Source organism: Nocardia ignorata NBRC 108230, assembly GCF_001612905.1.
In the GTDB taxonomy this organism is placed as follows: Bacteria; Actinomycetota; Actinomycetes; order Mycobacteriales; family Mycobacteriaceae; genus Nocardia; species Nocardia ignorata.
Genome location: NZ_BDBI01000033.1, coordinates 42,780 through 63,691, shown reverse-complemented (window position 1 = coordinate 63,691; position 20,912 = coordinate 42,780). Strand labels below are relative to the sequence as shown.

General features: G+C 68.2%; 20 protein-coding genes and 1 tRNA gene. 17 read left to right on the top strand and 4 right to left on the bottom strand.

Going from position 1 to position 20,912, the window contains the following annotated elements:
* The first annotated feature begins 149 nt into the window (after window positions 1-149).
* Both NI2_RS34020 and NI2_RS26240 read left to right on the top strand, forming a co-directional pair.
* Complete coding sequence (locus tag NI2_RS34020) at window positions 150-314, top strand: hypothetical protein (protein WP_157104681.1); 165 nt, start codon at window positions 150-152, stop codon at window positions 312-314.
* Between the two features lie 11 nt (window positions 315-325).
* Entirely contained in the window at window positions 326-1,072 is a 747-nt protein-coding gene (locus NI2_RS26240) for a Fic family protein (RefSeq protein WP_067495868.1), read from the top strand.
* Between the two features lie 433 nt (window positions 1,073-1,505).
* Here NI2_RS26240 and NI2_RS26235 read toward each other — a convergent pair whose 3' ends face one another.
* Entirely contained in the window at window positions 1,506-2,366 is an 861-nt protein-coding gene (locus tag NI2_RS26235) for an HAD family hydrolase (protein ID WP_067495865.1), read from the bottom strand.
* Between the two features lie 370 nt (window positions 2,367-2,736).
* Here NI2_RS26235 and ssd point away from each other — a divergent pair, with 370 nt between their 5' ends.
* The 7 genes from ssd to NI2_RS33270 all read left to right on the top strand — a co-directional run bounded on the left by ssd (window position 2,737) and on the right by NI2_RS33270 (window position 8,234).
* Entirely contained in the window at window positions 2,737-3,822 is a 1,086-nt protein-coding gene (gene ssd, locus NI2_RS26230; protein WP_067495863.1) for a septum site-determining protein Ssd, read from the top strand.
* Window positions 3,822-5,003, top strand: coding sequence for a TadA family conjugal transfer-associated ATPase (locus NI2_RS26225; RefSeq protein WP_067495860.1), 1,182 nt, complete (start codon window positions 3,822-3,824; stop codon window positions 5,001-5,003). Before ssd ends, NI2_RS26225 begins: the two co-directional genes overlap by 1 nt.
* 479 nt (window positions 5,004-5,482) lie before the next feature.
* Window positions 5,483-6,139, top strand: coding sequence for a type II secretion system F family protein (locus NI2_RS26220; protein ID WP_307658153.1), 657 nt, complete (start codon window positions 5,483-5,485; stop codon window positions 6,137-6,139).
* A gap of 237 nt (window positions 6,140-6,376) precedes the next feature.
* Window positions 6,377-7,042 carry a type II secretion system F family protein gene (locus NI2_RS26215; RefSeq protein WP_084476811.1) on the top strand — a complete coding sequence of 222 codons (666 nt, stop codon included), beginning with the start codon at window positions 6,377-6,379 and terminating at the stop codon, window positions 7,040-7,042.
* 72 nt (window positions 7,043-7,114) lie between these two features.
* Window positions 7,115-7,324, top strand: coding sequence for a DUF4244 domain-containing protein (locus NI2_RS26210; RefSeq protein ID WP_067495857.1), 210 nt, complete (start codon window positions 7,115-7,117; stop codon window positions 7,322-7,324).
* A 41-nt stretch (window positions 7,325-7,365) separates the two neighbouring features.
* Window positions 7,366-7,680 carry a TadE family type IV pilus minor pilin gene (locus NI2_RS26205; RefSeq protein WP_067495854.1) on the top strand — a complete coding sequence of 105 codons (315 nt, stop codon included), beginning with the start codon at window positions 7,366-7,368 and terminating at the stop codon, window positions 7,678-7,680.
* Window positions 7,677-8,234, top strand: a complete 558-nt coding sequence (locus NI2_RS33270; RefSeq protein ID WP_307658149.1) for an Rv3654c family TadE-like protein — start codon at window positions 7,677-7,679, stop codon at window positions 8,232-8,234. The genes NI2_RS26205 and NI2_RS33270 overlap by 4 nt, the downstream gene beginning before the upstream one ends.
* Before the next feature lie 297 nt (window positions 8,235-8,531).
* Here NI2_RS33270 and NI2_RS26195 read toward each other — a convergent pair whose 3' ends face one another.
* On the bottom strand, window positions 8,532-10,922 hold the full coding sequence (locus tag NI2_RS26195) for a DEAD/DEAH box helicase (RefSeq protein ID WP_084476807.1): 2,391 nt from the start codon (window positions 10,920-10,922) through the stop codon (window positions 8,532-8,534).
* A gap of 434 nt (window positions 10,923-11,356) precedes the next feature.
* Here NI2_RS26195 and NI2_RS26190 point away from each other — a divergent pair, with 434 nt between their 5' ends.
* From NI2_RS26190 to NI2_RS26175, 4 genes are all read left to right on the top strand, one after another.
* Window positions 11,357-11,563, top strand: coding sequence for a cold-shock protein (locus NI2_RS26190; RefSeq protein ID WP_011206895.1), 207 nt, complete (start codon window positions 11,357-11,359; stop codon window positions 11,561-11,563).
* Between the two features lie 268 nt (window positions 11,564-11,831).
* Window positions 11,832-14,768: a type I DNA topoisomerase gene (gene topA, locus NI2_RS26185; protein ID WP_067495848.1), complete on the top strand. Its 2,937-nt coding sequence runs from the start codon at window positions 11,832-11,834 to the stop codon at window positions 14,766-14,768.
* A gap of 103 nt (window positions 14,769-14,871) precedes the next feature.
* Window positions 14,872-16,071 carry a DNA polymerase III subunit delta' gene (locus NI2_RS26180; protein ID WP_067495845.1) on the top strand — a complete coding sequence of 400 codons (1,200 nt, stop codon included), beginning with the start codon at window positions 14,872-14,874 and terminating at the stop codon, window positions 16,069-16,071.
* A 57-nt stretch (window positions 16,072-16,128) separates the two neighbouring features.
* Window positions 16,129-16,201: transfer RNA gene (locus tag NI2_RS26175), tRNA-Thr, on the top strand.
* A gap of 84 nt (window positions 16,202-16,285) precedes the next feature.
* On the opposite strand, the gene NI2_RS26170 is transcribed toward NI2_RS26175, so the two are convergent.
* The gene (locus NI2_RS26170; RefSeq protein ID WP_084476805.1) at window positions 16,286-16,684 is read right to left on the bottom strand and encodes a DUF4189 domain-containing protein; all 399 of its coding nucleotides are present in this window, start codon (window positions 16,682-16,684) and stop codon (window positions 16,286-16,288) included.
* 2 nt (window positions 16,685-16,686) lie between these two features.
* On the opposite strand from NI2_RS26170, the gene NI2_RS26165 reads away from it, so the two are divergent.
* Genes NI2_RS26165 through NI2_RS26155 form a run of 3 tightly spaced genes read left to right on the top strand, consistent with a single transcriptional unit; the run spans window position 16,687 to window position 19,057 of the window.
* A complete protein-coding gene (locus tag NI2_RS26165; RefSeq protein ID WP_067495840.1) occupies window positions 16,687-17,259 on the top strand; it encodes an ArsR/SmtB family transcription factor in 573 nt (190 codons plus the stop codon).
* 8 nt (window positions 17,260-17,267) lie between these two features.
* Window positions 17,268-18,629 carry an alpha/beta hydrolase family protein gene (locus NI2_RS26160; protein ID WP_067495837.1) on the top strand — a complete coding sequence of 454 codons (1,362 nt, stop codon included), beginning with the start codon at window positions 17,268-17,270 and terminating at the stop codon, window positions 18,627-18,629.
* Window positions 18,630-18,688: 59 nt separating this feature from the next.
* Window positions 18,689-19,057, top strand: coding sequence for a hypothetical protein (locus NI2_RS26155; protein ID WP_243749828.1), 369 nt, complete (start codon window positions 18,689-18,691; stop codon window positions 19,055-19,057).
* Window positions 19,058-19,164: 107 nt separating this feature from the next.
* Here NI2_RS26155 and NI2_RS26150 read toward each other — a convergent pair whose 3' ends face one another.
* The gene (locus NI2_RS26150; RefSeq protein WP_067495834.1) at window positions 19,165-20,250 is read right to left on the bottom strand and encodes an alpha/beta fold hydrolase; all 1,086 of its coding nucleotides are present in this window, start codon (window positions 20,248-20,250) and stop codon (window positions 19,165-19,167) included.
* Window positions 20,251-20,440: 190 nt separating this feature from the next.
* Between NI2_RS26150 and NI2_RS26145 the strand changes: the two genes are divergently transcribed.
* Entirely contained in the window at window positions 20,441-20,896 is a 456-nt protein-coding gene (locus NI2_RS26145) for a DUF2752 domain-containing protein (RefSeq protein ID WP_067495832.1), read from the top strand.
* Window positions 20,897-20,912: the final 16 nt, after the last annotated feature.

Here is a 20,912-nt window from a genome sequence, read left to right as displayed (position 1 = left end):
TTGGGTCGAGTAGCGAGAACGTTGGCCGGGACTGTCGCTGGACTGCGGGGGCAGCAGCTCGTGAAATAGCGGCGTCAGCGCAGCTCAGCGGAGTACCGTTGACGGGTCCGAGGTGGTGCGACGTGGCTCGCTGAGGTGGGGAGGCGCCGGTGGATCGAATCGATGCGGAGCGGCAGGCCGAGCTGGAGGCGCGTCGCCGCCGGGCCAAGACCCCGGCGGCGAAGCGCCTGGCAGAGGTGCTGTGGCCCGACCGGGTCTGGCCGAGGGCGGGCGGGTTGCATGTGGCCGTCGGGGACGGTGCGCTGGAACGGTAGCCTCGTATGTCGTGACTGATCCGCTGCAGCCCCTGGTCGACCTGCCCGGCGTGCGTGAGGCCGCCGACAAGGCGCGCGACGCGCTCGCCGCGGTGCACCGGCACAAGTCCAACCGGCGCGGTTGGGCGACCACTGCCGCCGAGGCCGCCGTCCGTGCGGCGCGTTCGTCGGCTGCCATCGAGGGCGCGAGCACCGATCTGCCCGCCGACGGCAAAGTCAGCGATCCGGTGCTGGCCGGTGCGCTGCGGGTGGGCCAGGCGCTCGACGGTGACGCGCTCACCAACCTGGTCGGCACCTGGCGCCGCGCCCCGCTGCAGGCGCTGGCCCGGCTGCATCTGCTCGCCGCCGCCGACCTCGTCACCGATCAGCAGGAACTCGGCAGGCCACGCCCGGTACCCGGGGTGGCGGAGCGGCTGGACCTGCTGGCTCAGACCGTGCAGACCAGCACGGCGCCCGCGCCGGTGATCGCCGCCGTGGTGCACGGCGAGCTGATGACACTTCGCCCGTTCGGCACCGCCGACGGTGTGGTCGCCCGCGCGGCGTCGCGACTGGTCGCGGTGTCGACCGGGCTCGATCCCCGCAGCCTCGGCGTTCCTGAGGTGTTCTGGCTGCGTCGCAGGCAGGCCTACCTCGATGCGGCCGCCGGCTTCGGCATGGGCACGCCGGAGGGTGTCGGCGGATGGGTGCTGTTCTGTGCGGGTGCGCTCGAAGACGGTGCGCGAGAGGCCAACTCGATCGCCGACGCGGCCGCGGGCTGACCTTCCCCACACATCGAAACGGGCGGCGTGCCGATTGCTCGACTTCGCCGCCCGCTAGCACGGAACACCTGGTTACCAAGCGTGCTGGGGTGGGTTGTGTTCGGTGGCCTCGGCGATCATCCGAACCCCGCCGGTTCATCCCCGCAACCTGTGCGAGGCTCTCGCCGACGACTGCCCGAATTTCGCAGGCCCACAACTCTGCTGCCCTTGTCGCGGCGCGCTCCGCGTGGGTGCCTGGCGTCCGTGCTGGGAAGGGTGGGATGGGAGGCGAAACCTTCTCTTCCGGTCCCGTCTTGGCCTTCCGTCCTTCCGTGACTCCATTCTTACACTGTGACCGCGCTCACTTCAAGCGTATCTGTGGCATTACCGAATCCGCTTGTTTTCGGCGTGTCAGCCGGCGATCCGTGCTTGCGGGTCAAGCCTGCGTCGCAGGTCAGCGACGTTTACGCAGCAGCCGGTAGCTGATCGCGCCCGCCAGGACGGCGCTGAGCCCGACCGCCGCCGTCGCCGCAACCGTGGTGCTCGACGGCGCCTGGAACCGCGACCACAGCGACACCGGATTGGAGAAGGTGAGCACCGGCCAGCCGCGCGCGACGGCCTCCTTGCGTAGCGCGCGGTCGGGGTTCACCGCGGTCGGGTGGCCGACCGCGCTCAGCATCGGCAGGTCGGTCGCCGAGTCGGAGTAGGCGTAGCACCGGGACAGGTCGTAACCCTCTGCGGCGGCCAGCTTTTCGATCGCGGCCACCTTTCCCTCTCCGTAGCAGTAGAACTCGATCTCGCCGGTGTATTTTCCGTCCTCGACGACCATCCGCGTCGCCTCGGTGTGAGAGGCGCCGAGCGCCTCGGCTATCGGCCCGACCATCTCCTCGCCGGACGCCGAAACGATCACCACATCGTGGCCGCGGATCTTGTGATCGGCGATCAGGTCGGCGGCCTCGGCGTAGATCAGCGGGTCGACCAACTCGTGAAGCGTCTCGGCCACAATGGATTTCACCTGTTGCACATCCCAGCCCGCGCACATGTTGGCCAGGTTTGCCCGCATTCGTTCCATCTGGTCGTGATCGGCACCCGACAGCAGGAACAAAAAGTGCGCGTAGCTGCTCTCCAGTACGGCTCTGCGGTTGATCAGCCCCTGCGCGTAGAAGGGTTTGCTGAACACGAACGCGCTCGATTTCGCGATCACCGTTTTGTCGAGATCGAAGAACGCGGCCACCCGCCCGCCGGCCGTCGGTGCACGGCCCGAGGAATCGAGTCTTGTGTCCGTAGGCGGAGTCTGGCGGCGATCGGCGGTCACGACAACAGGATAGGCACGCGCGCCGACGGGTGGGGGATCCGCCCGCTCAGGCAACTGTTCGGCGTTTGCCCCGCGGACGCCGGAGGGCGCGAATTGCCGAAGAATGTCGGCCGACGCTACTTGCGCCGTCGGCGGGTTATGGGTGTAGTATTGCTGACACCTGGACATGGTCCAGGCGCGTTCAGCCCGACCCCCCGGGGCTGAACCCGACGGCCCCAGCCTCCTCCCCCCCGGCTGGGGCCGTCCTCTATTTTCAGGACGATTACTTTCATCCGGCGGCGTATTCGGAAGTTATCCACACCCCGCGAGTTATCCACAATCGCCGTTCGACGGGTGTCGGCCGAGGTTCTCCGCGAGCACGCTGAACCGCATGAACCTCGCCCCCACCTCCGCTCCGATCTCGCCCGCCCTCGTGCTCGTGCGCGACGAACGGCTGCGCGCCGAGGTGCGCCGGGTGGCCGCGGCCGCCGAGCGGGTCACCGACGAACGGCACATGCCCGTCGGCAGGCACGCCTGGGCGGGCGCGGGCCTGGTAATCCTCGACACCGATGCCGCGATCGCCGCCGCCGCGGCGGGCTGCCCGCGACGGGCGGGGATCGTGCTCGTCACCGAAGGTGAACCGGCCGTTGCCGACTGGCAGGCCGCCACCGCCGTCGGTGCCGAACGCGTCGTCGGGCTGCCGGGCGCGGCAGTCGCGCTGGTCGAACAGTTCGCCGAGCACGCCGAGTCGCGCACCGGGGAAGGGGTGGTCGTCGCCGTGGCCGGTGCGGGTGGGGGAGCCGGCGCGTCCACCCTCGCCGCCGCGACGGCCTTACGCGGTGCGGCGCTGCGAGTGCGGCGCGACGCGGTACTCATCGACGGCGCGCCCCTGGACGGTGGCATCGACCTCGTGCTCGGCATGGAGAACGTCGCCGGGCTGCGCTGGCCCGACCTGGTGATCGAGGACGGGCGAGTTTCCGCCGCCGCGCTGCACAACGCGCTGCCTGCCGCCTGCCCCGGGCTGGCTGTGCTCTCCTGCGGACGCGCGGGTCCGCCCGCCGAACTGGCGCCCGCGGCGGTGCGTGCGGTGATCGAATCCGGTAGGTCCGCAGGTGATCTGGTCGTCTGCGATGTGTCGGGGGAGCGCGGTGCGGCGGCCGACGTGATGGTCGATGCCGCCGATCTCGTCGTTCTCGTCGTGCCCGCCCGGTTGCGTTCGGTAGCCGCCGCCGAGGTGGTGTCGGCGTATCTCGGCGAGCGAAACCCGAACCGGGGCCTGGTGGTTCGTGGCCCGGCGCCGGGCGGTTTGCGCGGCGCGGAGGTGGCCGAGGTGCTCGGGTTGCCGCTGCTCGCGGCCGTGCGTGGACAAGCAGGGTTGGCCGCGCGGCTCGAACGCGGCGGGCTCAGCGTGCGCAGGCGCGGTCCGCTGCGCGACGCGGCCGACGCGGTTCTCGCCATGGTCGGGGCTGAGGTGTGATGACGACATTCGTCACCGTCGACCTGCTCGAGCGGGTCCGCGAACGCCTCGCCGAACACGCGGGCGCAACCGATGCCGCCCAACTCGCCGCCGCGATCCGCGCCGAAGCGGGCGGTGTCCTCGCCGACACCGACCTGCTGCGCGCCCTGCGCCTGCTGCAGACCGAGATGACCGGCGCCGGCCTGCTCGAACCGCTGCTGCACGATCCGCGCGTGGCCGATGTTCTGGTCACCGGTCCCGATGCGGTGTGGATAGATCGTGGCCACGGCCTCGAGCGCACCGACGTGCGTTTCGCCGATGAAGCCGCCGTGCGCAGGCTCGCCCAGCGTCTCGCCCTGGCGGCGGGGCGCAGGCTCGACGACGCCCAGCCGTGGGTCGACGGCAAACTCACCGGCACCGAGGCAACACTCGGCGACGCGTTCGGCGTGCGGCTGCATGCCGTCCTCGCGCCTGTCGCCCACGACGGCACCTGCCTGTCGCTGCGCGTCCTGCGCCCAGCCACCCAGGGCCTCGATGCCCTCGCGGCCGCCGGCTCGCTAGCTCCCGCGGCCCGTGCGCTGCTCGGCGATATCGTGCGCGCCCGCCTCGCGTTCCTCGTGGTCGGCGGAACCGGTGCGGGAAAGACGACCTTGTTGTCCGCGCTGCTGGCGGCCGTGGATCCCGCCGAGCGGATCGTCTGTGTGGAAGACGCCGCAGAGCTGGCACCCGTACATCCGCACGTGGTGCGCCTGGTGGCGCGCACGGCCAATGTGGAAGGGGTAGGCGAGGTCACTGTTCGCGATCTGGTCCGCCAAGCGCTGCGGATGCGCCCCGACCGGATCGTCGTCGGCGAGGTCCGCGGCGCGGAGGTCGTCGATCTGCTCACCGCCCTCAACACCGGCCACGACGGCGGAGCGGGAACAGTTCACGCCAATTCACCCCAGGAAGTTCCCGCCCGACTGGAAGCCCTCGCGGCCCTCGGCGGAATGGACCGCGCCGCCCTGCACAGCCAGCTGGCCGCCGCGGTCCAGGTCGTCCTCCACGTCCACCGCCGCGCCGACGGCACCCGAGGCCTCCGGGAAATAGGAATTCTCCAGCGCGATACCGACTCCATCCACATCACCCCCGCCTGGCGCTCCGATTCGGCCCCGGCTCCGGGCGCTCCGGAACTGGCCCGGCTCCTGGAATCGAGGCTCGGATGAGTGATTGATCTGCGCTTCTTACCGGTCATCGGCAGACGCAACCGATCTCGGTCCGCACCTCCCCGCCGTTGCGAGACGAGGCGCGAGGCCGCGAGCTCCTCGCCTTGCTGCGCCGCTGTCTCGAGACGCTCGTCCCGAGTTGTGCACAGAGCTCCCAAGAGTGATGTGCGCAGAGCTCTCGAAGACGAGTCGCGTACCGGCGCGAAGGTGCAGGCGGTTTCTCCTCTGTTGTCGGGCAGGTATGCGGCTCCGTCGACGGGCGAGAGATCTTCAACCGATGTGGACGCCTGTGGACAAAAGCTGCTCGTCGAACGTGTTGTCGCAAGACGTGAGTGGAGGTGAGAGAGATGGGCGTTGGATTGCTCTGTTGTGCGGTCGCGGTGCTTGTGCTTCCGGTTTCGGGAGGGCAGCGGAGGTTCGCGCGGCTGTTCGGGGTGGCGCAGCGGGGCCGGTCGCCGCGTGTGCCTGTGGAGTGGTGTGTGGGAATCCTGTCGGGGTGTGCGGCTTTCGGCTTCGGAGTCGGAACGGGGTTGGCCGCCCTCATGCTCGGTGTGACTGTGGCTGTGCGCAATCGGCGCGGGAAGGCTGAGCGGGAGCGTCGGCAGGAATGCGCGCATCTGCTGGCCGGGTTGGAAGCTGTCGTCGGTGAGCTGCGAGTCGGAGCTCACCCGAGCGCGGCGGCGGAATCGGCCGCGGGCGAGTCGCGGGGTGAAGCGGCGCGCGTGCTCGCGATCAGCGCGGGTCGAAGCCGTCTCGGTGGTTCGGGCGCCGACGGATTGGTGCATCCGGATTCCGTGGTCGCCGAAGAGCTGTCGCGGATTGCGACCGCCTGGCGCGTCGCCGAGCAACACGGCCTGGCGCTGGCCGAACTCCTCTCCGCCGCCCGCACCGACCTCCTCGCCCGTACCCGCTTTCGCGACCGCACCGAATCCGCGCTGGCAGGCGCCCGAGCCTCCGCCACGGTCCTCGCCGGGCTCCCGCTGGTAGGGATAGGACTCGGCCAGCTGATGGGCGCCGCGCCCCTGTCCGTCCTCTTCGCCTCTCCCGCAGGCGAATTCCTTCTACCCCTCGGCACCGCCTTGGCCTGCTGTGGATTGCTGTGGACGGATGTCATCACCCGAAGGGGGACGGCATGAGCGTTCCGATGAGTCTCGAGTCACTGCCGACTTGTGAACTGCTGTGGCGGGTGTCCCCACCCAGGACGAGTGCACACGCGCGTTCTTGTACGCGGGCGGGAGCTCGCGGCCATCTGTTCGTCCGGCCTGCGCGGGACCGACTCGAGCAGGGGCGCGCCGGTCCGGCGAGGCTTGCACCGCCCACGCGCCGACCAGAGTCGGCACACCAGCGGTTGTGGACTGTGCACAGAGCTGTGGATGGGTGTGGACGGTTGCCGATGTCGAGTGAAAGGGGTTGTTGTGCAGCATGATCTCGGTGTGCCGCTACCGCTCGCGGTGCTGATTCTGGCTGTTGCACTGCTGGTATTGCCCGGGAGGGTGGCAGTCAGTCGGAGGTTGCGAGGACTCGGGCCTGCGGCGGCAACGGCTCCGGTGCGGGTGACGGCGAAGGCGGACCCGTTGGGGTCGGCTTCGGCATTCGATCTGCTCGCCGCGTGCCTGCGAGCCGGGCTGCCGATGGCAGCAGCCGCACGAGCCAGCGCTCCCACCGCACCACCGGTCTTATGCGCCGCTCTGCTGCGGGCCGCCGACCTACTGGCGCTCGGCGCCGACGCCACCACGGCATGGGAGCGCGCCGCCGCCGACGCGGCCGGTTCCGCGGGTGCCGATGAAGTCGAGTCGCTGGCGCGGATGGCGCGACGCTCGGCCCGGTCAGGCGCTTCGCTGGCCACCGCGGTCACCGAATTGGCAACGCAGCGACGCGAAGTGGTCGAAGACGCCGCCGTGGCACGCGCCGAACGTGCGGGTGTGCTGATCGGCGGCCCACTCGGTCTCTGCTTCCTGCCCGCCTTCGTCTGCCTCGGGATCGTCCCCGTCGTAGTCGGTTTGGCGGGCCGGGTCCTCGGCAACGGCGCCCTGCCGTGAACGCCTTCCACACGGGCCACGAAACGTCACCGGGCGGATCGTCCGCGCGGTGGGAAATGAGAGGGGATCACGATGACGCACGTACGCACCGTCTGCCTGGAGGTCCGAGCCCGCTTCACTCGTCTGCTCTTCGACGACGCCGGGATGTCGACGGCGGAATACGCGATCGGGACCATTGCCGCGGCTGCCTTCGGCGCGGTGCTCTACGCGGTGGTCACGGGGGACAACATCGTCAACGCGCTGACATCGATCATCGACAAGGCACTCAACACCAGCGTGTAAACCGCTGTCGCGCAGGCCGTCTCACAGACGATTCGGGAGCGGTGACGGTCGAGGCCGCCATCGCCCTCGCCGCCCTCGTATGCGCGGTCGCCCTCTGCGTCGGCGCACTGCTCGCGGCGTCGACCCAGGTGCGCTGTGTCGACGCCGCCCGCGAAACCGCGCGCCTGGCCGCACGCGGTGACACCACCCACGCCGTCGCCGCAGGCCGCACCGTCGCCCCACCCGGGGCCACCGTCGAACTCCGCAACGACGGTGACCGCGTCATCGCCACGGTCGCCGCAACCACTCCACTACTCCCCGGCCTGCAACTCCGAGCCGAAGCGGTAGCCGTCGTCGAACCCGGAACCCAGCCATGACTACACCGATCCCTCTTCGGGACACACCGCCATCTGTCGACCACGCGGTCTGTCCTCCCTGCCCACGTGGCTCAGGACTGATGCGCACCGCACTCGCCCAGGCTCTGCGTCACACGATCGGCCAGGGATCGCACAGCCGTCGAGCCGGCCTCCGGTGTGGCTCGCCCTCCCGCAACCGGTGGCGGAACCGGTCCGCAGCTTCGGGCGGCGACCAGGGTGGTGCGACAGCGTTCGCGTGCATTGCGTTGGCGGGGCTCATTTGTTCGACCTTGATGGTTGGGCAGGTCGGTGCCGTGGTGGTGGCACGGCACCGAGTGCAGGCAGCGGCCGATCTCGGGGCGCTGGCCGCTGCGGGCGCTTTGGTGGAGGGGGCGGAGGTGGGATGCGCGGAGGCCGACGATGTCGCGCGGCGGATGGGTGCGCGCCTGTCACGGTGCGAGGTGGAGCAGTGGGATGCCGTGGTGACGGTCGAACGGCAGGTGGGGCTCGGGGTGTTCGGTGTGCGGTCCGTGGTCGGCGCGGCGCGGGCGGGCCCGGTCGAGGAGAGCGGGTGATGCCACGCGTTCGCACAGGTCGGCTTGCTTCCGGGCTGAACTAACTGGAATTTACCGGAACGCCACCCCAGCCATTTCCAGCGCTTTTATTGGAGGCGTCGCGAAAAAAATGAAACAAATGACGATGAACACCATCGATGCTTGATTGGCAATGTGTCAGTTAATGGAAGGAGATTCCTTTTTATTCTACCGACGAGTAACACTCAGGTCGTTTGGACTGGTCAGGGCAAATTCGGACAACTGACCAGTAAAGTTTCGGCGGGGTGTAGCGGCGGTCACGATGACGCGACGGCCGCATCACGCCGTGGCCGAGCCGTCGGAATGGCTTGCGAGTTCACCGAGCACCGCCACCAGCAGGCGTTCGGCGGCCGCCTTGTCGAGCGGATTGTTGCCGTTGCCGCACTTGGGTGATTGCACACAGGACGGACAACCCTCGTGGCACCCACAGCTGCGGATCGCGTCGAGCGTTGCCGACAACCATGCGCTGAGCTGGGCGAATCCACGTTCGGCGAAGCCCGCGCCACCCGGCTGTCCGTCGTAGACGAACACCGTCGGCGCGCCGGTATCGGGATGCTCGGCGATGGAGACACCGCCGATATCCCAGCGGTCACACCCCGCCACCAGCGGCAACATCCCGATGGCCGCATGCTCGGCGGCATGCAGGGCGCCGGGAAGCTGATCGTCGGAGATACCCGCGGCGGCGAGCAGCCGCGGCGTCACGGTGTAGAGGACGGCTTTGGTGTGCAGGGTCTGCGCGGGCAGGTCGAGTTCCACCTGGTCGAGCACCTCGCCGGTCACCAGCGTGCGCAGGTAGCCGATGACCTGGTTGGTCACCGCGACCTGCGCCGATGCCGTCGTGACCGCGCCGAACACCCGCTGCTCGAGCACCGTTTCGATGCTGATCGAGGTGACCTGTCTGGCGCTGGTCGTGAAACCGGGATCCACCTCGTTGACGAACGCGACGCCACCGTCGAGGTCCAGTTCGTCGACCAGGTAGGTCTCGCCCTGATGCAGGTGCACTGCACCGTCGTGCAGCGTGGCCGGTGCCCGCCCGGCGTCGGCGGTGCCGAGCAACCGCCCGCTCTCGGCGTCGACGATCGCGATGGGCGTGCCCAGCCCGCCCCGCACGTCGACGGCGTCGTGGGGGTGACTCTGTGCCGTCACATGCCAGCGCGCCGGCAGACGCCCGGATCCGGGCCTGCGCCTGATCAGGCCCTGTTCGGCCAGTTCAGCGAGTACATCGGCGGCCCGGAGCTCGGTCACCTCGGCATCGGTGAGCGGCAGTTCCAGCGCGGCGCACAGCAGTTGCGGACCGAGGATGTACGGGTTGTACGGGTCGGTGATCGTTGCCTCGATCGGTCGGTCGAGAAGGGCTTCCGGGTGATGCACGAGATAGGTGTCGAGGGGATCGTCGGTCGCGACGAGCACCACCAGCGAACCCTGCCTACGCCTGCCCGCCCGGCCCGCCTGCTGCCAGAACGACGCGACCGTGCCGGGAAAACCGGCGATGACGACGGCATCGAGACCGGCGATGTCGACACCGAGCTCGAGCGCATTGGTGCTCGCCACGCCGAGCAGATCGCCACGCGACAACGCCTGCTCGAGCTCCCGCCTGTCCTCGGCGAGATAACCGGCGCGATACGCGGCGATGTGCTCTCGCAGTTCAGGAGCGGTATCAGCGAGTACTCGACGCGCCTCGAGCGCGATCAGTTCGGCTCCGCGCCGGGAACGCACGAAGGTCAATGTCCGCGCCCCTTCGGCCACCAGGCTCGCCATGATCTTGGCGGCCTCGCCCGTCGCGGTACGCCGAACAGGCGCCCCGTTCTCCCCGGTCACCACGGTGCTCAACGGCGGTTCCCACAGTGCGACAGTCCGCGCGCCGCACGGCGAACCATCCTCGGTTACGGCGATGACCGACGCCCCGACCAGCCGGCTCGCCGACCCGGCCGGATCGGCGCTGGTGGCCGAGCACAGGATGAACACCGGATCGGCACCGTAGAACCGCGCGAGCCTTCGCAACCTGCGCAGCACCAGCGCGACATGTGACCCGAACACCCCTCGGTAGGCGTGGCATTCGTCGACCACCACGTAACGCAGGTTGCGCAATACCCGTGACCAGCGCTGATGCGACCGAAGCACCCCCACATGCAGCATGTCCGGATTGGTGAAGATCCAGCGCGCATTGGCCCGAACCCACTGCCTGACCTCGGCGGGAGTGTCACCGTCGTAGCTCGCCGGATGGGCTTCGCGCAGCGGGTTGTCGTGGATCAGCGAGCCGACGGCCCGCAACTGATCAGCACCCAAAGCCTTCGTCGGTGACAGGTACAGGGCGGTCGCGCGCGGGTCGTCATGCAGGGCGGTGAGGACCGGCAACTGGTAGCCGAGGGACTTACCGGAGGCGGTTCCGGTGCTCACGACGACGTGTTCGCCTGCGGCGGCGAGCTCGGCGGTGCGGGTTTGATGCGCCCACGGCCGCTCGATACCCTGTGCGCTCAGCGCGCTGACCAGCTCCGACGGCAGCCAATTAGGCCAGCCCGTTGTACGGGCTGGCCGTGCGGGCAGCTCCGCGACATGGGTCAGTGGACCAGTGCTCGATGCCGCATCGAGCAGGACACGATTCAGCAACGATCGACCGTAACTTTCGGCCGCGGGCGACGCGCGGACCTCGGTCCGCTCTGTCGGATTCATCCGGTTGCCCTCTCATGCGACATCGGAAGTGTGAAACGTGTGTGTGCGCCGAGGGCTACCTGGGTTTTCGTAACCCTATAGCGACCTGGGTCACAGGAGGTTTGCTGGAAGCTCACCCGGTTATCCCCAAGCAAACAGACTGAAAGTACGGATACACCCAATCGTCCCCTTACCTGCGCATTCGCAAGATCAAGAATTTTGCAAATTGTCGGTAACTCGACTGTTGAATTGCTCGTAGACATGGTTCACTGGGTCTCGGTCGCAAGCTTCTGTGTTCGAGGTACGGATCCAAAGTCCAACCATCAGCAGGATCGATGTTGCGAACGCCGTGCTCAGGTTTTCCTTGCAGGGGGATCCAACAGTACAGCGGTCTCAACGGACCCGGTGGACGAACCCAGTTGTCCGCCGTTCCGGTAAGAAAGAGAAGGAACAGAATGGCACAGGGAACTGTGAAGTGGTTCAACGCGGAGAAGGGCTTCGGCTTCATCGCGCCCGAGGACGGCTCCGCTGACGTCTTCGTCCACTACTCGGAGATCCAGGGGTCGGGCTTCCGTACCCTCGAGGAAAACCAGAAGGTCGAGTTCGAGGTCGGCCAGGGCACCAAGGGCCCGCAGGCCACCGGCGTTCGCGCGCTCTCCTGAGCTGCGAAACACAACTACGCCCGTCCCCCACCCCCGTGCGCGGAGGTGGGGGACGAGCCATTTCCGGGTACGATCGGCCAGAACGGCAGGCCCGGGACACGCGAGCACGCGCACCTGAAAACCCCGGCGCCAGCCGCCGACGGCGCTTCTTCCTATGGGCGCAGGGTATAAACGTCACTGGTGGCGATGTCGAACGTCGCGCCGTCTGCCCCAGCCGCGCTCCGAGCGGACCTGCCGAGGCGCGGATCTAGAAGGAAGGTGTTCGCCGGTGGCAACACGAGACCGCAGTTCAGCCGACCAGGGGCGACCCCTGCGTCGTCTCGTGATCGTCGAGTCCCCGACGAAGGCCCGCAAGATCGCGCCCTATCTCGGCCGCAACTACACCGTCGAAGCCTCCGTCGGCCACATCCGCGACCTCCCACGCGGCGCCGCCGACGTGCCCGCCAAATACAAGGGCCAGCCCTGGGCTCGCCTCGGCGTCGACGTCGACCACGACTTCGAGCCGATCTACGTCGTCAGCCCCGACAAGAAGGCCAAGGTCGCCGAACTGAAGGGCCTGCTGGCCGACGCCGACGAGCTCTACCTCGCCACCGACCCCGACCGCGAGGGCGAGGCCATCGCCTGGCACCTGCTCGAGACGCTCAAGCCGAAGGTCCCGGTGCGCCGGATGGTCTTCCACGAGATCACCGAGCCCGCCATCCTCGCGGCCGCCGCCGACACCCGCGACCTCGATAACGACCTGGTCGACGCACAGGAGACCCGCCGCATCCTCGACCGCCTCTACGGCTACGAGGTCAGTCCGGTGCTGTGGAAGAAGGTCATGCCGCGCCTGTCGGCCGGTCGCGTGCAGTCGGTGGCCACCCGGGTGATCGTGCAGCGTGAGCGTGAGCGCATCGCGTTCCGCTCCGCCGAGTACTGGGACATCGCCGCCAAGCTCGACGCGGGCCCCGACGAGAAGTCGGACTCCACCAACCCGCGTACGTTCGGCGCCCGATTGGTGCAGGTCGAGGGCGCGCGCGTGGCATCGGGCCGCGATTTCGGTTCCGACGGCCAGCTCAAGTCCGCCTCCGGCGTGGTCGTGCTGGATGAGGCGTACGCGCGCCGGCTCGCCGAGTCACTCGACGGTGTCGACCTGGTGGTCAGCTCGGCCGAGGCCAAGCCGTACACGCGCAAGCCGTATCCGCCGTTCATGACCTCGACGTTGCAGCAGGAAGCGGGCCGCAAGCTGCGATTCACCTCCGAGCGCACCATGCGCGTCGCGCAGCGGCTGTACGAAAACGGCTACATCACCTATATGCGAACCGACTCGACCACGCTGTCGGAGTCGGCGATCGCCGCGGCCCGTTCGCAGGCCACCCAGCTCTACGGCTCGGAGTACGTGTCGCCCACGCCGCGTCAGTACAACCGTAAGGTCAAGAACGCGCAAGAGGCACACGAGGCGATCCGTCCGTCGGGTGACACCTTCATGACGCCGGGGCAGCTCGCGTCGAAGGTCGACCAGGACGAATTCCGCCTCTACGAGCTGATCTGGCAGCGCACCGTCGCCTCACAGATGGCCGACGCGCGCGGCACCACGCTCACCCTCCGCATCACCGGCACCGCGCGTTCCGGTGAGGAGTGCGTGTTCTCCTCCTCGGGCCGCACCATCACCTTCCCCGGCTTCCTCAAGGCTTATGTCGAGAGTGTCGACGAGGAGGCGGGCGGCCAGTCCGACGACGCCGAGTCGCGCCTGCCCGCACTCGAAGAGGGCCAGGCGGTCACGGCTGTCGAGCTCAACCCCGATGGCCACAGCACCAACCCGCCCGCCCGCTACACCGAGGCGTCGCTCATCAAGACGCTCGAGGAACTCGGCATCGGCCGACCCTCGACCTACTCCTCGATCATCAAGACGATTCTCGATCGCGGGTATGTGTACAAGCGCGGCAGTGCGCTGGTGCCGTCGTGGGTGGCCTTCGCGGTGATCGGTCTGCTCGAGGCGTACTTCGGCAGGCTCGTCGACTTCGACTTCACCGCCGCCATGGAGGACGACCTCGACGCCATCGCCGGTGGGCGCGAGCAGCGCGGAAACTGGTTGTCCAGCTTCTATTTCGGTGGCGAGAACGGCGCCGAGGGTTCGGTCGCGCGTTCGGGTGGCCTCAAGAAGATGGTCTCGGTGCAGCTCGACGACATCGACGCGCGCGAAGTGAACTCCATCAAGATGTTCGTCGACGACGAGGGCCGCGATGTGGTGGTCCGCGTCGGCCGGTTCGGGCCGTATCTGGAGCGCATGGTCGTCAATCCCGATGACCCGGACGGTGATCCGATCTCGCAGCGGGCCAACCTGCCCGACGATCTGCCGCCCGACGAGCTGACCCCCGAGGTCGCCGAGAAGCTGTTCTCGACGCCGCAGGAGGGTCGTTCGCTCGGTATCGATCCGGCCACCGGGCATGAAATCGTCGCCAAGGAAGGACGTTTCGGGCCGTACGTCACCGAGATCCTGCCCGAGCCGCCCGCGCCGGACCCCGCTGCCGCACCCGCGAAGAAGACGACGAAGAAGGCCGCGGAGGTCAAGCCGCGCACCGGGTCGCTGTTCAAGTCGATGGATCTGTCGACCATCACGCTCGACGACGCGCTGAAGCTGCTGTCGCTGCCGCGCGTGGTCGGAAACGACCCCACCTCCGGCGAGGAGATCACGGCGCAGAACGGCCGCTACGGCCCATACCTGAAGAAGGGCACCGACTCCCGTTCGCTGGCGTCGGAAGAGCAGTTGTTCACCGTCACCTTGGACGAGGCGCTCAAGCTCTACGCCGAACCCAAGCGGCGTGGGCGGCAGGCGGCGAGCGCGGCACCGCTGCGCGAGCTCGGCAAGGATGCGGCCACCGACCGGCCCATGGTCATCAAGGACGGCCGTTTCGGTCCGTACGTCACCGATGGTGAGACCAACGCGAGCCTGCGCAAGGGTGACGAAGTGGAGTCGATCACCGACGAGCGCGCCTCGGAGCTGCTGGCGGAACGGCGTGCGCGTGGCCCGGTGAAGAAGAAGGCGACGGCGAAGAAGGCTCCTGCCAAGAAGACCGCGGCCAAGTCGACGGCGACCAAGACGGCGGCCAAGAAGACCACAGCCAAGAAGACCACAGCCAAGAAGACGACCGCGAAGAAGACTGCTGCGAAGAAAGCCCCTGCCAAGAAGGCGACAGCGAAAAGCGCTGGGGCGAGCGAAGACTGACGCGCGAGCACGTTCTTCGACAGTTCAGGCCGCGAGTGGGTTCTGCGTCGGCTGACGGCCACCGCTCTCGGGGTTGTCGGTGCACGCGACTAGGGTGTGTGCCGTGGCAGGAGTCTTCGATCGACTGGTCGGCCAAGACGTGGTCGAGACCGAGCTGACCGCTGCCGCCACTGCGGCGCGGGCCGGTGTGGTCACCGGGGCGATGACGCATTCCTGGCTGTTCACCGGACCACCGGGATCGGGCCGTTCGATCGCCGCGTTGTGCTTCGCCGCGGCCTTGCAGTGCACCGACCCGGACACCGTCGGCTGCGGTAAGTGCCACGCCTGCACGACCACGATGGCCGGAACGCACGGTGACGTGCGTCGGGTCGTACCCGAAGGCCTCAGCATCAGCACCAAGGAGATGCGCGAGATCGTGCAGGTCGCCTCGCGGCGCCCGAGTACCGGCCGCTGGCAGGTGGTCGTCGTCGAGGATGCCGACCGGCTCACCGAGGCGGCGGGCAACGTGCTGCTCAAGGTGGTGGAGGAACCGCCGGACCGCACCGTCTTCCTGCTGTGCGCACCCTCGGTCGATCCCGAGGACATCTCGGTCACGCTGCGCTCCCGGTGCAGACATGTGCACCTGGTCACGCCGTCGGTGCCGTCCATCGCGCAGGTGCTGAAAGAGCGCGACGGGCTCGATGCGAAAACCGCCGAATGGGCCGCGTCGGTGAGCGGCGGGCACGTCGGCCGCGCGCGCCGCCTGGCCACCGACGACGATGCCCGCAAACGCCGCCAGCGTGCCCTCGCCCTTGTCAAAGCCACCGAGCGCCCGGGCGCCGCCTACGCCGCCGCCGACGAACTGGTGAAGTCCGCCGACGACGAAGCCAAACAGATGAGCTCCGAACGCGACGACCGCGAACGCGATGAACTCGCCACCGCCCTCGGCGCGGGCGGCACCGGCAAAGGCGCGGCCTCGGCCACCCGCGGCTCGGCAGGCGTACTGAAAGAACTGGAACGCCGCCAGAAATCCCGCGCCACTCGCACCGGCCGCGACGCCCTCGACCGCGCCCTCATCGACGTGGCGGGCATGTACCGCGACGCCCTCGCCCTCCGCTTCGCCGGCCGAGGCGCCACCATCACCCTCACCCACCCCGACATGGCCGACGACATCACCGACCTCGCCGCCTCGGTCCGCCCCGAAGGCCTCCTCCGCAGCATCGACGCCGTCCTCGCCTGCCGCGAAGCCCTCGACCTCAACGTCAAACCCCGCTTCGCCGTAGCCGCCATGGTCGCCACCCTCATCGCCGCCCGCTCCACCTGACCACCCGTTTTCGCGATCCAGCCCCACTCGCGATAGACTCTCGTCGCCGCAAGGCACGCCGCCTTAGCTCAGTCGGTAGAGCGCTTCACTCGTAATGAAAAGGTCGGGGGTTCGATTCCCCCAGGCGGCTCCGAGGTCTAAGGCCCTTTCCGGGATCCGGAGAGGGCCTTTGCTGTTTCTGGCCCCGCGCGGGCGCCCTTGTCTGTATCCGCGGCTAGTCCTGGCACACGGAGGACTGGACGATCGGATTGGGGCCGGATGAAGCACCGATAGCGTTCGCGGTGGCCTCCGCGCGATTGCCGGCCCGTGCCCACGACCACGTGCCATCGCTTGCCAGTGCGACAGCGGCGCACCATCCGCTCGCGACAGTCACGAAGGCGTAGCAATCGGATTCATCGCAGGCGTCGACTGCAGACGATTCGGCGTGGGATGCCGAATCGTAGTTCCACGAACGTCCCGTGGTGCCGGTCGATTCCGAGATGGCGATGGATCCGTAGTAGATGCTGTCCGCCTGCGCTGGTGCCGCGAGCACGACCGTCGGTTGCAGTGCCTCCTTCGCGTATGTGTGCATATTTTTCTTTGCACAGAAGACTTTGCAAATATTAGTGTGCATGTATGGACGGTGTGGAACCCAGGGAGATTACGGATCCGGTGGCGCTCAGGGCGTTGGCGCATCCTTTGCGGCAGCGGATTCTGCGGGCGTTGGCGGAGAAGGGGCCTGCTACGGCTACGGGGTTGGCGGAGGTGTTGGGGGAGAACACCGGGGCTACCAGCTACCACCTGCGGCAGCTGGCTGAGCACGGGTTCATCGAGGAGGCGCCGGAGCTGGCCAAGGGGAAGGAGCGGTGGTGGCGGTCGCCGCCGAAGGATTTGCGGTATCGGTTGGACCAGGCGCAGTCGCCGGAGATGCGTGAGCTGCTCGAGGGGTTGGTGGCGCAGCACATCGCCGAGGATGTCGAGCTGTTCGGGCGGTTCCAGGCCGAGCGGGACAGGCTCGGCGAGTGGGGTGACGTGATGCCGTTCTCGCGCGGGGCGATCTACGCGACTCGCGAGGAACTCGACGCCTTCTGCGAGGAGTATCTCGCCCTGCTCAAACGCTTTCAGGCCACGCACGCAGGGAAGCGGCCCGGTGCGCGCCGGGTGCTGACCCGTTTCATCGCTTTCCCCGCACCGGGCATGGACGAGTAGGAACCCGCATGATCACCCGAATCGTCCTGCTCACCAGCATGATCGCGGCTCTCATAGCCTGCGCGCCGACAGCAGGCGCCGACGAGACCACCACCGCCGATATCACCTTCACGCGATCCGACGGCACCACCACCACGGGCACCGTGCACGCCCCGGTGGGTGCCACCGGGCTGCCGGGAGTCGTTCTCGTGCACGGTTCCGGCGATGGACGCAGTCCTCAATACGCGCAGATCGCAACTGCTTTCGCACGTCAGGGCATCGTCACGCTCCGATACGAGAAGCGGACAGAGGACTACACACCGGCGCACCGCGACTACTCCCTGCTAGCGGATGACGCCCTCGCGAGTGCGGCGGCCCTGCGCGAACGACCCGAAGTGGATCCCGCGCGCGTCGGTCTGTGGGGTCTGTCCGAAGGCGGTTGGGTTGCGCCGCTTGCTGCTTCGCGTTCGGAGGACGTCGCGTTCCTGATCGTCGTCGGCGCGAATGCCGGTGCCCCGGCGGCACAGCAGGCCTGGGCGAACGAGACCCGGTTCGGGGCTGCGGGTGTGCGCGGCTCGATGATCGATACGTTGGGACGCAACGCGATTCGTGTCAGTGCGGTCGCGGGTCTGTTCGCCCAGGCGTACTACGATCCGGTGCCGGTGCTGGAAGCCATCGGACAGCCGGTGCTCGCCATCTGGGGCGACAAGGACCGGCTCACCCCACCTGGCGACAGCCTGCGCGGGTTCCGCGACGCCTTCGAACGAGTAGGGAAAACCGACTACACCCTGCGCACGCTGGATGCGCAACATGGCGCCTTCACGACCACCGACGGTTTCGACAAGGGCGCGGACCTGGCGTCCGGATACCCCGAACTCGTGGGCGATTGGGTGAAAGGCCTGCCCGGCTCTGCGGGCAAGCACTCGGACGAACCCGCCGCGCAAGCACATTCGGTGACACCGCTGGCACCACAGGCATGGTGGGAATCGCCGACGGCGCTGGTGGTCCTCTTCCTCGGCACCGTGCTAACCCTGCTCGGCTACGCGCTCACCGGATTTGCCAGTGCGTGGCGTCTGCCTCGAGCCGGAGTCGCACGCGTGCTGGTGACAACAGCCGGGATCGGAATCATCGGCACGATCGCCCAGGTGCTGTACGTAGCATCGACCAGGGCGACCTCGTTCGGCCCGTTGCTGTTCGGCCGCACCCTGCCCTGGCTGACCTTGCAGGTGATCGCGGTGTGTGCGGTGTGCTCGCTCATCTACCTGATCGCCCGACGCGGGACCATACTCGAGGGCGCGGGCAAGGGTGCGCGCGTCCGATGGATGCTGGTCTTCGTCGGCGGCATCGGATTCACCCTGTGGGCCCTGTACTGGGGACTGCTGTTGCCCTGATGTGTAACAACGCTAACGATATGCCCGACTGCTATATAACGAGCCAAGGGAGATTCCGTATGAGGAAATCAGTGGTCGCGGCAGTTCGCCTCACAGCCGCCGCAGCGTCGGTGGTGGGGTTCTCGGCTGTTGTCGGTTCCGGCGCCGCGCACGCGGGCCCACAGGACTGTGTGGTCACCCGCGATCTGGTCGGCGCTTCGGTCAGCTGTCATGACACCGGTGCGCCCGCGAGCCGCGAGTACAGCCTGATCGTCGAGTGCTGGGGACTGGCAGGCATCCCGAATGCGTTCCCGCTCATGGGAATCGGGCCCTACCGGGGCTCATGGAGCGGCGCGATCAGCCCGACCGGGCAGGGCGCGGCATCCTGCATCGGGCCGTACAGCATCGGCACCGCGACCAACGCGTACGTGGTGGTCTACCGCGAGTGAACTCGCGACCGACACGGAAAAGGCCCTCGACCACATGGTCGAGGGCCTTTTCCGGTTGGCCCCCTGAGCCGGTCGCCGTTGACCGTGCTCAGGAAGTTCGTGGTCGGTCAGCGGGCGGCCTTGCGGGTGCGCGTCGACCGGGAGTGGGCGCTGAGCAGGACACGGCGCAGGGTGGTGTCGAAGGCATCGGTGTCTTCGATATTGCTGAGGTGACCGTGCGGCAGGACGTGGAAGTCGGTCAGGTGGCCGGAGCGGCGCAGCACCTCGACCATGGGCCGTGACATGCGCGGCGGGAGGAGACGGTCCTGGGCGCTGGCGATCACCGTGGTGGGGACCGTCAGGTTGGCGGTGCCCGCGGTGAGGTCCATGTCGGCCATGGCCGCGGCGTGCCGGGCGCGGGCGAGCGGACGGCACGAGCGGATGATGCCGATCGCGAAGTCGATCTCGTCGGCGGTCGCTTCCGGGGTGAGGATGCGGTAGCGGAACACCTGCTCGGTGAGCCAGCCGCCCGGAATCGGGACCGGCGTGAACAGCACGGTTTCGCTGATCTGCTGCGGCATCCGAATCGGCGCGCCGAGGATGGTCACGGGGGTGGTGGCCACGGTGAGCTGCTTGTTGAGCAGCGGCAGCAGGTCGGTTTCGGCGCGGATGTCGGAGTTGGCGGTGTTGGCCAGCAGCACGGCGGCGGCTCGCTCGGTGACCTGCTCGGGGTGATGCTTGGACCAGGCCTGAATGGTCAGGCCGCCCATGCTGTGACCGGCGAGCACGGCCTGTTCGCCGGGGCGAAGCGTCGCTTCGAGGACGGTGGCGAGGTCGTCGGCGAGGGTGTGCTCGCTGGGGGCCGCGGTGCCGAGTGTCGATTCGCCGTGGCCGCGCTGGTCGTAGGCGACCACCCGGTAGTTGTCCGCGAAGGCACTGATCTGCGGGTTCCAGTACTCGATGCTGCACGCCCAGCCGTGGATGAGCACCAGCGCCGGAGCGGTGTCCTCGCCGTAGACGTGCACCCGGAGCTCGGCTCCGTCGGCGGTGGTGACCGGGACGACCCGGTGCGGGGCGGCGGGGGCGTTGAGCTTCGCGGTGGCGAAACTGCGGGTACGCAGCCCGGCACGGAACTGGGCGGTCAGTGCGCCGGACTCGAAACTCGAGACCGTGGAACGCGCTGCCGCGAGCGTCATCATCGACTTCGCAAGCATATCGGCACTCCTTTGTGTCGTAGGCCACCGTACAGTGCGAGCTTGCGTGCTAGCTAGTGTTAGCGGGTCAGAGTGTCCCATTTGTTGCCGAGTGGGTATCAACACCCGCTTACCTTGTGGAATCGTCCGAAGCGGCCGGGGAATTACAGGCGTTGTGGCGGCTTCCAGCGGGCGCCGTTACCGTAAGAGGGTGGACAACGCGCACGTCGCGACCGGGATTTCCGGCGCAGCCGGCACCCCGGCGCCGCCCTGGCGACGGTTCGCGCCGCCGCTGATCGCCGCTGGTCTCGGGATCGGCACCCTGGCTCTGCTGCATTTCCGCGACCCGCACGTGGAGGGTTCCTACGGCCTGTGCCCGGTGTACGCGATATTCGGGGTGTACTGCCCCGGCTGCGGCGGGATGCGCGCGATGCACAATCTCACCGACGGCCGCATCATCGATTCCCTGCACAGCAACCTGCTCGCGCTGCCGCTGACCCTCGCGTTCGCGGCCTTCGTCGTCGACTGGTTCCTGCGCGCCAGACGCGGGCAAGGCTGGCGGTTACCCCGCTTGAGTCCGGTGACGGTGTGGACCTTCTTCGGCCTGCTCATCGGGTATTCGGTGCTGCGCAACACCCCGTGGGGAACCTGGCTCACGCCAGTCTGAGGCTGGCGTGCGCACG